Raw genomic sequence first — 12,994 nt, forward strand, 5'->3', positions numbered from 1 at the left:
ATGACTAAAACTGCTCAATCGGTATGGGAAAACTGTTTGTCCTTTATAAAGGATAATATTCAAGACCAAGCATATAAAACTTGGTTCGAACCAATCAAATCAGTTGAGCTAACCGATAACGCATTATACATTCAGGTTCCAAGTAAATTTTTCTACGAGTGGCTAGAAGAACACTACGTAAAATTATTGAAAGTTGCGCTTACCAAAGAACTGGGAAAAAACGCAAAGTTACTCTATAAAATTAAAATGGAGAACACTTATGGCAACAAACAGCCGTTTACCGAGCAGCTGCCAAGTGCCAACAGAGTGCCAATGAAACCGCAAGAGGTTGATGCTCCGTTTAAAAACCTAAATCCTGAGCTAAAAAATCCGTTTGTAATTCCTGGAATTAGAAATTTAAAAATTGAGTCTCAGTTAAATCCGAATTACAGTTTTGACAATTTCTTAGAAGGAGACTCTAACCGTTTGGCTCGTTCTGCAGGTATGGCAGTTGCTAACAAGCCAGGAGGAACTTCTTTTAATCCACTATTGATTTTTGGAGGAGTTGGTTTAGGAAAAACACACTTAGCACATGCTATAGGTGTAGAAGTAAAAGATAAGTATCCAGAAAAGACCGTTTTATATATTTCTGCTGAGATTTTTACACAGCAATACATTGATTCTGTTAAAAAGAATAATCGTAATGATTTTATTCATTTTTATCAGTTAATCGATGTTTTAATTATTGATGATGTTCAGTTCTTATCTGGAAAATCAGGAACGCAAGATGTATTCTTCCATATTTTCAACTATTTGCACCAAAACGGAAAGCAAGTAATCTTAACTTCAGACAAAGCTCCTGTTGACATGCAGGATATCGAACAAAGATTATTGTCTCGTTTCAAATGGGGATTATCTGCAGAATTGCACCAACCTGATTACGAAACTCGTATCTCAATCTTAAAAAACATTTTGTATCGAGATGGCGTAGAAATGCCAGAAGATATTTTAGAATATGTTGCTCGTAACATCAAATCTAATGTTAGAGAACTTGAAGGTGCCATTATCTCTTTAATCGCTCAGTCTTCTTTCAACAAAAAAGAAGTTACAATTGATTTGGCAAAAAGCGTTGTAGAGAAATTCGTTAAAAACGTAAAAAGAGAAATTTCAATCGATTATATTCAAAAAATCGTTTCAGATTATTTCCAGTTAGATATTGAAACACTTCAATCTAAAACCAGAAAGAGGCACGTTGTACAAGCAAGACAATTAGCAATGTTCTTTGCTAAAAAATTCACAAAAGCTTCTTTGGCCAATATTGGTTCGCAAATTGGAGATCGCGATCACGCAACTGTTCTTCATGCATGCAAAACAGTCGACAATTTAGTTTCTACAGACAAACAATTCAAAAAGTTTGTTGAAGACATCAATAAAAAACTAACGCTTTAAGACGCGCCATGCCTGTAAAAATCTTAATGGTTTGTTTAGGGAATATCTGTAGATCTCCTTTAGCAGAAGGAATTTTAGCTTCTAAATTACCTAAAGATAAATTCTTAGTCGATTCGGCTGGAACAGGTTCTTGGCATATTGGACATTGTCCTGACAAACGCTCTATCGAAGTCGCTAAAAAAAATGGCATTAACATCAGCGCACAAAAAGGAAGACAAATTCAGGTTTCTGATTTTGATAAATTTGATTATATCTATGTAATGGACAATTCAAATTTTCGCGATGTTATTCATTTAGCCAAAACTCCAGAACATAAAAACAAAGTCCGTTTGATTTTAAACGACTTATTTCCAAACGAAAATGTTGACGTTCCCGATCCCTATTATGGTTCTGCAAACGGTTTTGACAACGTTTACCAAATGTTGGACGAAGTAACGAATCTAATTGCAGATCAACTTCTTAAAAAACACTCCTAATTCGATTCAATTGTTTCTAAAAAAGAAATAATTGAATTTTTTAATTTTAAACAAAACACATTATGAAATCTTTCGGAAAACTATATTTAATTCCAACTACAATGGGCGAAAGCGATCCGATGGATGTTTTACCACAATCCGTTAGAAGAACGATAGAAGTTATCGACCATTATATTGTTGAAAACGACAAAACGGCTAGAAAATCTATAAAAGCAGTTTATCCAGAAAAAAAACAATCTGAATTGGTTCTTTTTACTTTAAACAAAAGAACCGAAACCAGCGAACACAATGATTTCATAAAACCTTTATTAGAAGGAATAAATATGGGATTAATGAGTGAAGCTGGCTGCCCAGGCGTTGCAGATCCAGGTGCTGCGATTGTAAAATTGGCTCACGAAAAAGGAATTCAAGTTGTGCCTTTAGTTGGGCCTTCTTCTATCCTACTAGCCATGATGGCTTCTGGAATGAATGGTCAAAGCTTTACTTTCAACGGATATTTACCAATTGACAAAGACGAGAAAAAATCTGCAATTCGTCATTTTGAGAAATTATCTTATGATAAAAATCAATCGCAATTATTCATTGAAACTCCATACAGAAACAATAAACTGATTGAAGATCTTTTACAAATTTTAAGTCCTTCAACTCATCTTTGCATTGCGGCAGATATTACACTTCCAACAGAATTCATTAAAACCATGAAAGTTTCGGATTGGAAAAAGTTAAAAATTGACATTGATAAGCGTCCTGCGATTTTTATTATTCATAAAATGTAAACCAAATTAAAATCATCATTATTATGAAAAAACTTTTAATTCTGATTTTAATCTGCATTACTCAGAGCACAATTTCTCAATCTAAAGAAAACAAGAAAGCGCCTGATAATTTAAAAGATAATCTAAAAAATTATGAAGAGGAAGAAATCATTTTTGATGAAAATCACGTTTATAATAGTTTCGGATTAGAAATTACTCCTAGCTTTCCGGGAGGAAAAGCAAAACTCTATCAATTTATAGATGACAACTATAAAAAATCAAATAAAAAGCCAACTCATCAAGGAAAACTATTTGCTACATTTATTATCGAAAAGGATGGATCATTAAGTGATATAAAAGTTCTCCGCGATATTGGATTTGGCACCGGAGAAGAATTAATAAGAGTTTTGAAATTATCTCCTAAATGGAAACCTGGAAAACAAAACGATAAAGAAGTTAGAACGTTATATTCAATTGTAATTCCTGTACAACTATAAGATTTAATTCTTGTCTTTCCCTAATCACACTTTATCATGAGCAAACTCCCAAACGTAACCACAAGCATTTTTACGGTAATGTCAAAAATGGCAGCCGAATACAATGCGATAAATCTTTCTCAAGGATTTCCAAACTTCCCTGTTGATGAAAGATTGACTGATATTGTAGCGAGATTAGCTAAAGAAAACGTTCACCAATATACACCAATGGCAGGTTATCCTCCGTTGATGAACAAAATTGCGACGTTAACTCAGAGTTCTTATAATCGAACAATAAATCCTGACACAGAACTTTTGGTTACGGCTGGAGCTACACAAGGAATTTTTACCACTATTTTGGCTTTAGTAAAAGAAAATGACGAAGTAATTATTCTTGATCCGAGTTACGATTCTTATGAATCTCCCGTTTTACTTTGCAAAGCTAAACCTGTTAGAGTACCGCTGAATGACGATTACACCCCAAATTGGGAACGAATTGAAAAAGCATGTTCTGCTAAAACCAGAATGATGATTATCAATAATCCGCATAATCCTACTGGCAAAATTTTAACTGAAAATGATTTTGTTCAGTTAAAAAATTTGCTTGAAAAATACCCTGACATTATTATTCTGTCTGATGAAGTTTACGAATACATCACTTTCGAAGAAAAACATATTTCTGCGCATACCAAAGATTTTCTTTTAGATCGTTGCGTGATGGTTTCTTCTTTTGGAAAATCGTTTCACATCACAGGCTGGAAAATTGGCTATACTATTGCACCAGAACATTTAATGAAAGAAATCAAGAAAGTGCATCAATTTTTGGTTTTCAGTGTAAACAGCATTTCACAATTTGCTATTAGCGAATATTTAGATGTTGTTGATGTGACTCTTCTTGGGAAATTCTATCAAGAAAAAAGAGATTATTTTCAGAAATTGCTTCAAAACAGCCGTTTCGAACTAAAACCTTGCGAAGGAACTTATTTTCAAGTTGCTTCGTATGCGAACATTTCAAATGATGATGATGTTATTTTCTGCAAAAATCTAATTATAAATCACGGAGTGGCTGCAATACCAATTTCTACCTTCTACTCCGATCATAAGGATCAAAAATTAATTCGCTTTTGTTTCGCTAAAGACAATTTCACTTTAGAAGCTGCAGCTAAAAAATTATGTGAAATATAAAATTTTTCAAAATTTTATAACATTATTATGCGCGCATCCTATTTTATTTAACTAATATTGCAAAAAAAGAAAAAGTATGAGCTACACAGATAAAATGTTACGTGATGATGCTTTAAAAGGCAAAGTCATTGTCGTTACAGGCGGCGGAAGTGGTTTAGGTAAAGCTATGACTAAATATTTTCTCGAATTAGGAGCTCAAGTAGCGATAACTTCTAGAGATCTAGAAAAGTTAAAAACTACAGCTGCCGAATTAGAAAGCGAAACTGACGGAAAATGTTTGCCGCTTCAATGTGATGTTCGTCATTACGAAGAAGTAGAAAACATGCTTCAGGAAACTTTAAAAGTTTTCGGCAAAGTAGATGTTCTTTTAAATAATGCGGCAGGAAATTTTATTTCTCCAACAGAGAGATTATCTGCAAATGCATTTGATACTGTGATTGATATCGTACTTAAAGGTTCTAAAAACTGTACGCTAGCTTTTGGAAAACACTGGATTGATACCAAACAAACTTCAGCAACGATTTTAAATATTGTAACAACTTATGCTTGGACAGGATCTGCTTATGTTGTTCCTAGTGCTACGGCAAAAGCGGGAGTTTTAGCAATGACAAGAAGTCTTGCGGTAGAATGGGCAAAATACGGAATTCGTTCGAATGCTATTGCTCCAGGACCATTTCCAACAAAAGGAGCTTGGGACAGATTATTGCCGGGAGATCTTTCAGAAAAATTTGACATGGCTAAAAAAGTGCCATTAAAAAGAGTTGGAGATCACCAAGAATTGGCAAATTTAGCTGCTTATTTAGTTTCTGATTTTTCATCTTATATCAATGGAGATGTAATCACGATTGACGGAGGCGAATGGCTAAAAGGCGCTGGACAATTCAACTTATTAGAAGCAATTCCAGAAGAACTTTGGGATCAGCTTGAAATGATGATAAAAGCAAAAAAGAATAAATAATTACAAGTGCTTACTAAATTCAGAATATTTTTTAAAACTATACTGATTGCACGAAATCCCGAAGGTTTACTTTCGGGATTTTTTTTAAAATAAAAACAAACATTTTAACCATATAAGCAATATAAGTTCAGTTAAATAGCGTTTTACTTAAAAATTTTTCCGCTTAAATTTACTTATATTACTTATATGGTTTAAAACAGATAATATGTTTAGCGATTCAGTTAAATTATTATTTTTGCGAAACAAATTATAACATCAAATTTATGCTCATTATAGGAATTGCAGGAGGAACAGGTAGTGGAAAAACAACAGTAGTACACCAAATCATGAACGAATTGCCACATACAGAAGTTGGGGTAATTTCTCAAGATTCTTATTATAAAGAAACTACCAATTTGTCTTTTGACGAAAGAGCATTAATCAATTTTGATCACCCGAGAGCTATTGATTTTGAATTGTTGGTAAAACATTTAAAAGCGTTAAAAGCAGGCGAAACTATCGACCAGCCTGTTTATTCTTTTATTCAGCATAATAGAACTGACGACACCGTTTCGACACATCCGAGAAAAGTAATGATTGTAGAAGGAATTCTAATCCTAACCAATCCAGAATTAAGAGATATGTTCGACATTAAAGTCTTCGTTCACGCAGATTCTGATGAAAGATTAATTCGTCGTTTAAAAAGAGATATTTCAGAACGCGGACGCGATATTGATGAAGTTTTAAACCGTTATCAAAGTACTTTAAAGCCTATGCACGAGCAATTTATCGAGCCATCAAAAGCTTTTGCAGACATTATAATACCAAACGACAAATACAATACGGTAGCAATTGATGTAGTTCGGGCTGTAATTAATCAGAGAATTTCATAATTTTTATCGTAAATTTAAACCATAATAATTAGGAGCTGATTGCTTCGCCAGTTCGCTTCGCTTGTGTCCCGCTTTCGCCTTTATCTTTTTATGGTCTCGTTAAAGGAACGAGACCATAAAAAGGATATCGGCTCAAACGAAGTTCACTGAACACAAATAAAAAATAAAATCAGTGAAGTAATCGACGCTAGAGACAACACTCAAATTCAAAAAGATATATTCGTTTAAAATGAAATTTAAAAATCCATACAAAGACAAAAAATGGTTCAAATACCTAGGAAACAAATACGTTTGGGTTTTGCTTTTTTTTATAGTTTGGATGTTATTTCTAGACAATTACTCCTATTTTGATCATCGCTTTTTAGATGAACAAATTCATGAGCTTCAGGATAATAAAAAGTATTATCAGGAAGAAATCAGAAAAGATCAAGAGCAGATCAAACAGCTCAAAAATCCAGAACAAATTGAGAAATACGCCCGCGAAAAGTATTTCATGAAAAAAGATAGTGAAGATATTTACATCATACAATTTGAAGGAGACACCATTCAAAACAAAGAATAATCAAACAAAATACAATGGCCACTAACCTATTCGACGATTTTAATCCGATTTCATCCAAACAATGGAAACAAAAAATTCAGTTTGAATTGGATGGAGCCGATTACAATCAGACTGTTATTTGGAATTCTCCAGAAGATATTCAGGTAAAACCTTTTTATCATATTGACGAATTTACAAAAGCAGCAAATGTAAATACGCAAGCCTCAGATTTTAAAATCTGCCAAAATATTTTTGTTTTCGATGTCGAAAAATCTATCGAACGCGCTTTAAACACTTTAGAAAGAGGTGCAGAAAGTCTTCGCTTTACGATTCAAAATAATAAAATTGATATTGAAAAATTATTAAACAATCTTCCTTTAGAAAACAAAACCGTTTACTTTAATTTCAGTTTTATCTCAATCGATTTCGTTAAAAAATTAGATACAATTTCGATTCGAAAAAAAGCTAATTTTTATTGCGATTTTGATCCTATTGGCCAATTAGCAAGAGAAGGAAATTGGTTTACAACTTCAGAAAAAAACAATTTTGAAACTCTAGATTTACTTTTTAAAAATACAACTAATTTACATTTACTATCTGTAGATTTAGGATTGTATCAAAATTCGGGTGCAAATATCACACAACAAATTGCTTACAGTTTAGCTCATGCAAACGAATATCTAAACCGTTTCTCTGGCACTGCAAAATCTATAGTTTTTCAAGTTTCTGTTGGAACCAATTATTTCTTCGAAATTGCTAAACTTCGTGCGCTTAGAATGCTTTTTGATTTAATTGCTTCTGAATACAATTCAAAAATCAAATGTCATTTATTAGCAACGCCAACCAAACGCAATAAAACCATTTACGATTACAATGTAAATATGTTGCGTACGACAACAGAATGTATGTCAGCAATTTTGGGAGGTGCAGATGCAATTGCCAATTTACCTTATGATGCTTTATACCACAAAGACAATGAATTTGGAGATCGAATTTCCAGAAACCAGCTTTTGATTTTAAAACATGAAAGTTATTTCGATAAAGTAAATAATCCAGCAGACGGAAGTTATTATATTGAAAGCCTAACCATGCAATTGGCTGAAAAAGCTTTGGCTTTATTTAAAGATATCGAAGCAAACGGAGGTTTCTTGAAACTTTTGAATGACGGAACAATCAAAAAGAAAATTCAAGAAAGCGCCAATAAAGAACAAGAGTTATTCGATTCTAAAAAAGAAATTTTATTAGGCACCAATAAATATCCGAACAAAGAAGACAGAATGAAACACGATTTAGAATTGTTTCCTTTTGTAAAAATAAAACCAAGAAAAACATTAATTACGCCAATAATTGAAAAAAGATTGGCAGAGAAAATGGAGCAAGAGCGATTAGAATTGGAATAAAACCAACTCCTATCACTATATTTAATACAAACTAAATAATTATGGAAGCCATTAGACAAATTATATCCGTTAAAAATCATTCTGTAACTGTTGTCTTGCCAGATGATTTTACGGCAGATAAAGTAGAAGTAATTATCTTACCAGTTCAAAATGATGAATATCAAGTTCCTCAATGGCAAATTGATCAAGTTAGAGAAAGAACGGAAAACTATTTAAAAAATCCAAAGAATGTTACAGACATTGATGATTTTTTAAAAGAAATTGAAGATGAGTTATAAAATAGTTATTCTTGAAGAAGCTAAAGCGGATTATAAAGAGTCATTATTATTTTATAAAGATTTAAATCCAAAATTAGCTATCAGATTTAATGATTCTTTTAAGAGAAGTATTGCATTTATTTCAAAGATCCATTCTATTTCAAATAAAATATGATAATACTAGAATCATCTTTTTTAAAACTTTTCCTTACGCTATACACTACACTATTTATGAAGATACAATAGTTATCAAATCTATTTATCATACATTTAGGAACAGTGAATTGAACCAATTTTAAACAATAATATTTACAATTGAGAAAAGACCTTAAACATATTACACTTCAAAATCAAAAGCCGAAAGATGAAAGTCAAGAAAACTTGACAGATAACTTTACGACCGCTGAAGGAATTGAAATCAAAAGAAATTATTCGGAGAAAGATATCGAAGACTTAGAATTTCTTGATTTCGGGGCTGGTTTTGCACCAAACTTACGTGGACCTTACGCTACAATGTATGTGAGACGCCCGTGGACTATTCGTCAATATGCAGGATTTTCTACAGCAGAAGAAAGTAATGCTTTTTATAGAAAAAATTTAGCGGCGGGTCAAAAAGGACTTTCTATTGCTTTTGATCTTCCAACACATCGCGGTTACGATTCAGATCATGAAAGAGTTGTCGGCGATGTTGGAAAAGCAGGAGTTGCGATTGATTCTGTTGAAGATATGAAAGTGCTTTTCGATCAGATTCCGTTAGACGAAATGTCAGTTTCTATGACCATGAATGGCGCTGTTTTACCTATCATGGCTTTTTATATTGTTGCAGCTGAAGAACAAGGCGTTGCTCCAGAAAAATTAGCAGGAACAATACAAAATGACATTTTAAAGGAGTTTATGGTACGAAATACTTATATCTACCCTCCAACTCCTTCGATGAAAATTATCGCCGATATATTTGAATTTACGAGCAAAAAAATGCCAAAATTCAATTCGATCTCTATCTCTGGTTATCACATGCAGGAAGCAGGCGCAACGGCAGATATTGAATTGGCATACACCTTGGCAGATGGTTTAGAATACATTAGAACCGGATTATCGACTGGAATGACGATTGACGATTTTGCTCCTAGATTATCTTTCTTCTGGGCAATCGGGATGAATCATTTTATGGAAATTGCCAAAATGAGAGCTGGACGTATGATTTGGGCTAAATTGCTAAAACAATTCAATCCAAAAAGTGATAAATCTCTTGCTCTAAGAACGCATTGCCAAACTAGCGGATGGAGTTTGACCGAACAGGATCCTTTTAATAATGTGGCAAGAACTTGTATTGAAGCTTCAGCAGCAGTTTTTGGAGGAACTCAATCTCTTCACACCAATGCTTTAGACGAAGCCATTGCACTTCCGACAGATTTCTCTGCAAGAATTGCCAGAAATACTCAAATATTCCTTCAGGAAGAAACCAAAATGACTAAAACGGTAGATCCTTGGGCTGGTAGTTATTATGTTGAAAGTTTGACCAATGACATCGTTGAAAAAACATGGAAGCTAATTGAAGAAGTAGAAGAGTTGGGCGGAATGACAAAGGCAATTGAAGCTGGAATTCCGAAACTTCGAATTGAAGAAGCTGCGGCGAGAAAACAAGCCAGAATAGACAGCGGACAAGACATTATTGTCGGCGTAAATAAATATCGTTTAGAAAAAGAAGATCCATTAGACATTTTAGATGTAGACAATCAATTGGTTCGCAAGCAACAAATTGAACGTCTTGAAGAAATAAAACGAACAAGAGATTCTGAAAAAGTAAATAAGTCACTAGAAAAATTAATCTATTGTGCGCAAACGGGAGAAGGAAACTTATTAGAAAATGCAATTGAAGCTGCCAGAAACAGAGCAACATTAGGCGAAATCAGCAATGCATTGGAAACTGTTTTCGGCCGTTTTAAAGCACAAATTAAATCTTTTAGCGGAGTGTATAGTGCAGCAATAAAAAATGACGAGAATTTTGAAAAGGCAAAACAACTAGCAGATGTTTTTGCTAAACAAGAAGGAAGACGCCCTAGAATTATGATTGCTAAAATGGGACAAGACGGTCACGACCGAGGCGCAAAAATAGTCGCAACAGGTTACGCCGACGTAGGTTTTGATGTTGATATAGGTCCATTATTTCAAACTCCAGCAGAAGCTGCAAAACAAGCAGTAGAAAATGATGTTCACATCTTAGGAGTTTCCTCTCTTGCCGCTGGACACAAAACTTTGGTTCCGCAAGTTATAGAAGAACTTAAAAAACACGGACGAGAAGATATTATGGTAATTGTAGGCGGTGTAATTCCGTCTCAGGACTATCAATTCCTATTTGATGCAGGAGCAGCCGCTGTCTTCGGACCTGGAACTAAAATAAGCGAAGCTGCTATAAAAATTTTAGAAGCTTTAATAGATTAAAAAGAAAATCCCTTTTGTAAGGGATTTTTCTTTTTTCATTTAGTCGTTTACTGTTGCGTTACTATCTGCTTCTATAAAAGATAGATCGTAACCTGCAAAATCTCTCATATAGCTTTTCAAAGAAGTTCCAAAAGCATCTCTAAAATGTCTGCTTCCTTTGTTTTTGAAAAAATTCTTTACAGAACCTGCACCACCTAAATGCGCCGCAGCTAAAATTCCAGATTCGGTAATTTCAATACCACTGATGATTTTGCCTTCATACTTTTGAATTTCGTAACGTAAAATCCATTTGTTTTTGGCTAACAAAGCCATGAAAGCTTTTTCTTGTAGAGCAGGATCTTTTAAAAAGGCTTTATTATCATTAATTCCGATTGCTCTTAAAGCTTTAGAACCAAATTGATATTTCCCCATATAACCAAGAGAATTTACTAGTCTGTATTGCCCTTGCGATTCTTTAAAAGCTACTGCTTCTTTAAATCCTATAAGATGATTTCCTGTGTATGGGACGTTGGTGTTTGGATAATCATCCTTTTCTTTTGATGGAAAAATATATTCTGATCCATCTGTTTTTTCAATTAAAAACCAAGGTTTGGTTTCTTTTTCTGAGGGAATAAATCCCAAACTTAAAAATGTAATAATAACGACTAAACTCGCATAAAAATACCATTTCTTTATCATAAATTGTTTTTCTTCAAGACACTGTCACTCTCTTGAAATTTCTACGGTGCAAAGATAAGGCTTTTTCGAAATATGCTAAAAACCAGCTATTTAACATTTTTAGAGAAAAATATAGATTCGCTTTAATCCCAATTATACCAATGGATTCGGAAAGATTTTAAGTCCATTTTTTTTGTTCTAAAAACTGAAAAATGAGTTCAAAAAAAATCGCATTTTATATAAATTTTAAGCAAATTTCACTAAAAAGAAAGAATAAACTTACTCAAAAATCATCATTTTTCATGCAAATCTTGGAAAGCTCTTTTTGAATTTTATAAAATTCATCATTAAAAAATGTTTATTTTTTTATTAAGCTAAACCGAAAATCATACAAAATAGCAATTCAATAATTTTTCATTTTTGAGCACATTTTTAAATTTAAAAAGAAACAAAAAACCGAAGTTAAATGTACTTCGGTTTTAAATATTTTAAAGTGTTTAAAAATTTTATCTTGTTACTCCTTGACTAGCGATCCAATCTGAGTATTTTTTTGCATTTACATTATGTTCTGCCAATGTTGCCGCAAATTCGTGATATCCGAAACGGTCAACACTTGCGCAGAAATAAATAAAATCGTTTTTCTCTGGGTTTAAAACTGCTTCCAAAGCCGTAATATCAGGCATCGCAATTGGCCCAGGAGGAAGTCCTTTATTTACATAAGTATTATACGGAGATCTCATTACCAAATCGTTATAAAAAACTCTTTTTATCACTTGATCAAAATCGTTGTCTCTTAATTTTAAAGCATAAATAACTGTTGGATCTGCTTGCAAAGGCATTTCTAAACGTAAACGGTTTAAATAAACACCGGCAATACGAGGTCTTTCGTCTTTTTTAACTGATTCTTTATGAACAATTGAAGCTAAAATAGTAGCTTGAACTGGAGTTAAACCTTGTTTTTTTGCTTTTTCAATTCTTTCAGGCGTCCAGAAATTGTGATACTCTTTAATCATTTTATCACGGAATTTCTCTGCAGAAGTATTCCAATAAATTTCGTACGTATTCGGAATAAACATTGCAAAAACGTTTTCTTCATTGAATCCGTTTGCTGCTAAGAAAGTCGAATCTTTGATTGCTTTCATTAATGATAAACTATCGGCTTCGATTTCTTTACCAATTCTTCCAGCAAAATTCTCTAAACGCTCCTGATTATTGAAGACTAATTTTACAGGAATATTGGAACGCATTGCTCGCACTAAGTCGATGTTGTTCATGTCTTTCTTTAAAAGAAAACGACCCGATTTTACATTTTCTGGATAATCTCTTTTTTCTGCAACCATTTCAAAGTTGTCGAAATTCTTTACGTAAGGTGCTAAAATCTTTTTTACATCTGCATAACTAGCATCTGTTGGCACATAAACATATACCTCTTTTTCTTCAAATTTAGTATTAGAACTAAAAATTTTACTGATTAAAATAAAACCATAAACCAGCAAAACTGAAATTATGGCTACGGCACTTATTGTGATTATTTTTTTTAGACTCAA

At 33.0% G+C, this 12,994-nt stretch carries 14 protein-coding genes; 12 read left to right on the forward strand and 2 right to left on the reverse strand.

Annotated elements, in window-relative coordinates:
• The 12 genes from dnaA to scpA all read left to right on the forward strand — a co-directional run bounded on the left by dnaA (nt 1) and on the right by scpA (nt 10,790).
• The gene (dnaA, locus tag ABTV69_RS00005; protein WP_379697162.1) at nt 1–1,428 is read left to right on the forward strand and encodes a chromosomal replication initiator protein DnaA; all 1,428 of its coding nucleotides are present in this window, start codon (nt 1–3) and stop codon (nt 1,426–1,428) included.
• Nucleotides 1,429–1,436: 8 nt separating this feature from the next.
• Nucleotides 1,437–1,904, forward strand: a complete 468-nt coding sequence (locus ABTV69_RS00010; RefSeq protein WP_433833131.1) for a low molecular weight protein-tyrosine-phosphatase — start codon at nt 1,437–1,439, stop codon at nt 1,902–1,904.
• Nucleotides 1,905–1,966: 62 nt separating this feature from the next.
• The gene (locus ABTV69_RS00015) at nt 1,967–2,680 is read left to right on the forward strand and encodes an SAM-dependent methyltransferase (RefSeq protein ID WP_433833133.1); all 714 of its coding nucleotides are present in this window, start codon (nt 1,967–1,969) and stop codon (nt 2,678–2,680) included.
• Nucleotides 2,681–2,703: 23 nt separating this feature from the next.
• The gene (locus tag ABTV69_RS00020) at nt 2,704–3,156 is read left to right on the forward strand and encodes an energy transducer TonB (protein WP_433833135.1); all 453 of its coding nucleotides are present in this window, start codon (nt 2,704–2,706) and stop codon (nt 3,154–3,156) included.
• Between the two features lie 36 nt (nt 3,157–3,192).
• Nucleotides 3,193–4,320: a methionine aminotransferase gene (locus ABTV69_RS00025; RefSeq protein ID WP_433833137.1), complete on the forward strand. Its 1,128-nt coding sequence runs from the start codon at nt 3,193–3,195 to the stop codon at nt 4,318–4,320.
• Between the two features lie 76 nt (nt 4,321–4,396).
• Nucleotides 4,397–5,278: an SDR family oxidoreductase gene (locus tag ABTV69_RS00030; RefSeq protein ID WP_433833139.1), complete on the forward strand. Its 882-nt coding sequence runs from the start codon at nt 4,397–4,399 to the stop codon at nt 5,276–5,278.
• A gap of 263 nt (nt 5,279–5,541) precedes the next feature.
• Nucleotides 5,542–6,150 carry a uridine kinase gene (udk, locus tag ABTV69_RS00035; protein ID WP_433833141.1) on the forward strand — a complete coding sequence of 203 codons (609 nt, stop codon included), beginning with the start codon at nt 5,542–5,544 and terminating at the stop codon, nt 6,148–6,150.
• 229 nt (nt 6,151–6,379) lie between these two features.
• Nucleotides 6,380–6,712: an FtsB family cell division protein gene (locus ABTV69_RS00040; RefSeq protein WP_433833143.1), complete on the forward strand. Its 333-nt coding sequence runs from the start codon at nt 6,380–6,382 to the stop codon at nt 6,710–6,712.
• Nucleotides 6,713–6,726: 14 nt separating this feature from the next.
• Nucleotides 6,727–8,091: a methylmalonyl-CoA mutase subunit beta gene (locus ABTV69_RS00045; protein WP_433833145.1), complete on the forward strand. Its 1,365-nt coding sequence runs from the start codon at nt 6,727–6,729 to the stop codon at nt 8,089–8,091.
• Between the two features lie 41 nt (nt 8,092–8,132).
• Nucleotides 8,133–8,369, forward strand: a complete 237-nt coding sequence (locus ABTV69_RS00050) for a hypothetical protein (protein WP_223703991.1) — start codon at nt 8,133–8,135, stop codon at nt 8,367–8,369.
• Nucleotides 8,359–8,523, forward strand: a complete 165-nt coding sequence (locus ABTV69_RS00055; protein WP_433833148.1) for a hypothetical protein — start codon at nt 8,359–8,361, stop codon at nt 8,521–8,523. The genes ABTV69_RS00050 and ABTV69_RS00055 overlap by 11 nt, the downstream gene beginning before the upstream one ends.
• Nucleotides 8,524–8,663: 140 nt before the next feature.
• Nucleotides 8,664–10,790: a methylmalonyl-CoA mutase gene (scpA, locus tag ABTV69_RS00060; RefSeq protein ID WP_433833150.1), complete on the forward strand. Its 2,127-nt coding sequence runs from the start codon at nt 8,664–8,666 to the stop codon at nt 10,788–10,790.
• Between the two features lie 39 nt (nt 10,791–10,829).
• On the opposite strand, the gene ABTV69_RS00065 is transcribed toward scpA, so the two are convergent.
• Together ABTV69_RS00065 and mltG are read right to left on the reverse strand one after the other, a co-directional pair.
• On the reverse strand, nt 10,830–11,468 hold the full coding sequence (locus ABTV69_RS00065; protein ID WP_433833152.1) for a peptidoglycan-binding protein LysM: 639 nt from the start codon (nt 11,466–11,468) through the stop codon (nt 10,830–10,832).
• 485 nt (nt 11,469–11,953) lie between these two features.
• Nucleotides 11,954–12,994: an endolytic transglycosylase MltG gene (gene mltG, locus ABTV69_RS00070; RefSeq protein ID WP_433833154.1), complete on the reverse strand. Its 1,041-nt coding sequence runs from the start codon at nt 12,992–12,994 to the stop codon at nt 11,954–11,956.

Origin of the sequence: Flavobacterium anhuiense (assembly GCF_050990855.1) — a bacterium.
Lineage (GTDB): Bacteria > Bacteroidota > Bacteroidia > Flavobacteriales > Flavobacteriaceae > Flavobacterium > Flavobacterium anhuiense_C.

Excerpts from the sequence above, each read along its gene's own strand:
- dnaA (WP_379697162.1), top strand. The coding sequence starts at position 1 with ATGACTAAAACTGCTCAATCGGTATGGGAAAACTGTTTGTCCTTTATA.
- ABTV69_RS00010 (WP_433833131.1), top strand. The coding sequence starts at position 1,437 with ATGCCTGTAAAAATCTTAATGGTTTGTTTAGGGAATATCTGTAGATCT.
- ABTV69_RS00015 (WP_433833133.1), top strand. The coding sequence starts at position 1,967 with ATGAAATCTTTCGGAAAACTATATTTAATTCCAACTACAATGGGCGAA.
- ABTV69_RS00020 (WP_433833135.1), top strand. The coding sequence starts at position 2,704 with ATGAAAAAACTTTTAATTCTGATTTTAATCTGCATTACTCAGAGCACA.
- ABTV69_RS00025 (WP_433833137.1), top strand. The coding sequence starts at position 3,193 with ATGAGCAAACTCCCAAACGTAACCACAAGCATTTTTACGGTAATGTCA.
- ABTV69_RS00030 (WP_433833139.1), top strand. The coding sequence starts at position 4,397 with ATGAGCTACACAGATAAAATGTTACGTGATGATGCTTTAAAAGGCAAA.
- udk (WP_433833141.1), top strand. The coding sequence starts at position 5,542 with ATGCTCATTATAGGAATTGCAGGAGGAACAGGTAGTGGAAAAACAACA.
- ABTV69_RS00040 (WP_433833143.1), top strand. The coding sequence starts at position 6,380 with ATGAAATTTAAAAATCCATACAAAGACAAAAAATGGTTCAAATACCTA.
- ABTV69_RS00045 (WP_433833145.1), top strand. The coding sequence starts at position 6,727 with ATGGCCACTAACCTATTCGACGATTTTAATCCGATTTCATCCAAACAA.
- ABTV69_RS00050 (WP_223703991.1), top strand. The coding sequence starts at position 8,133 with ATGGAAGCCATTAGACAAATTATATCCGTTAAAAATCATTCTGTAACT.
- ABTV69_RS00055 (WP_433833148.1), top strand. The coding sequence starts at position 8,359 with ATGAGTTATAAAATAGTTATTCTTGAAGAAGCTAAAGCGGATTATAAA.
- ABTV69_RS00065 (WP_433833152.1), bottom strand. The coding sequence starts at position 11,468 with ATGATAAAGAAATGGTATTTTTATGCGAGTTTAGTCGTTATTATTACA.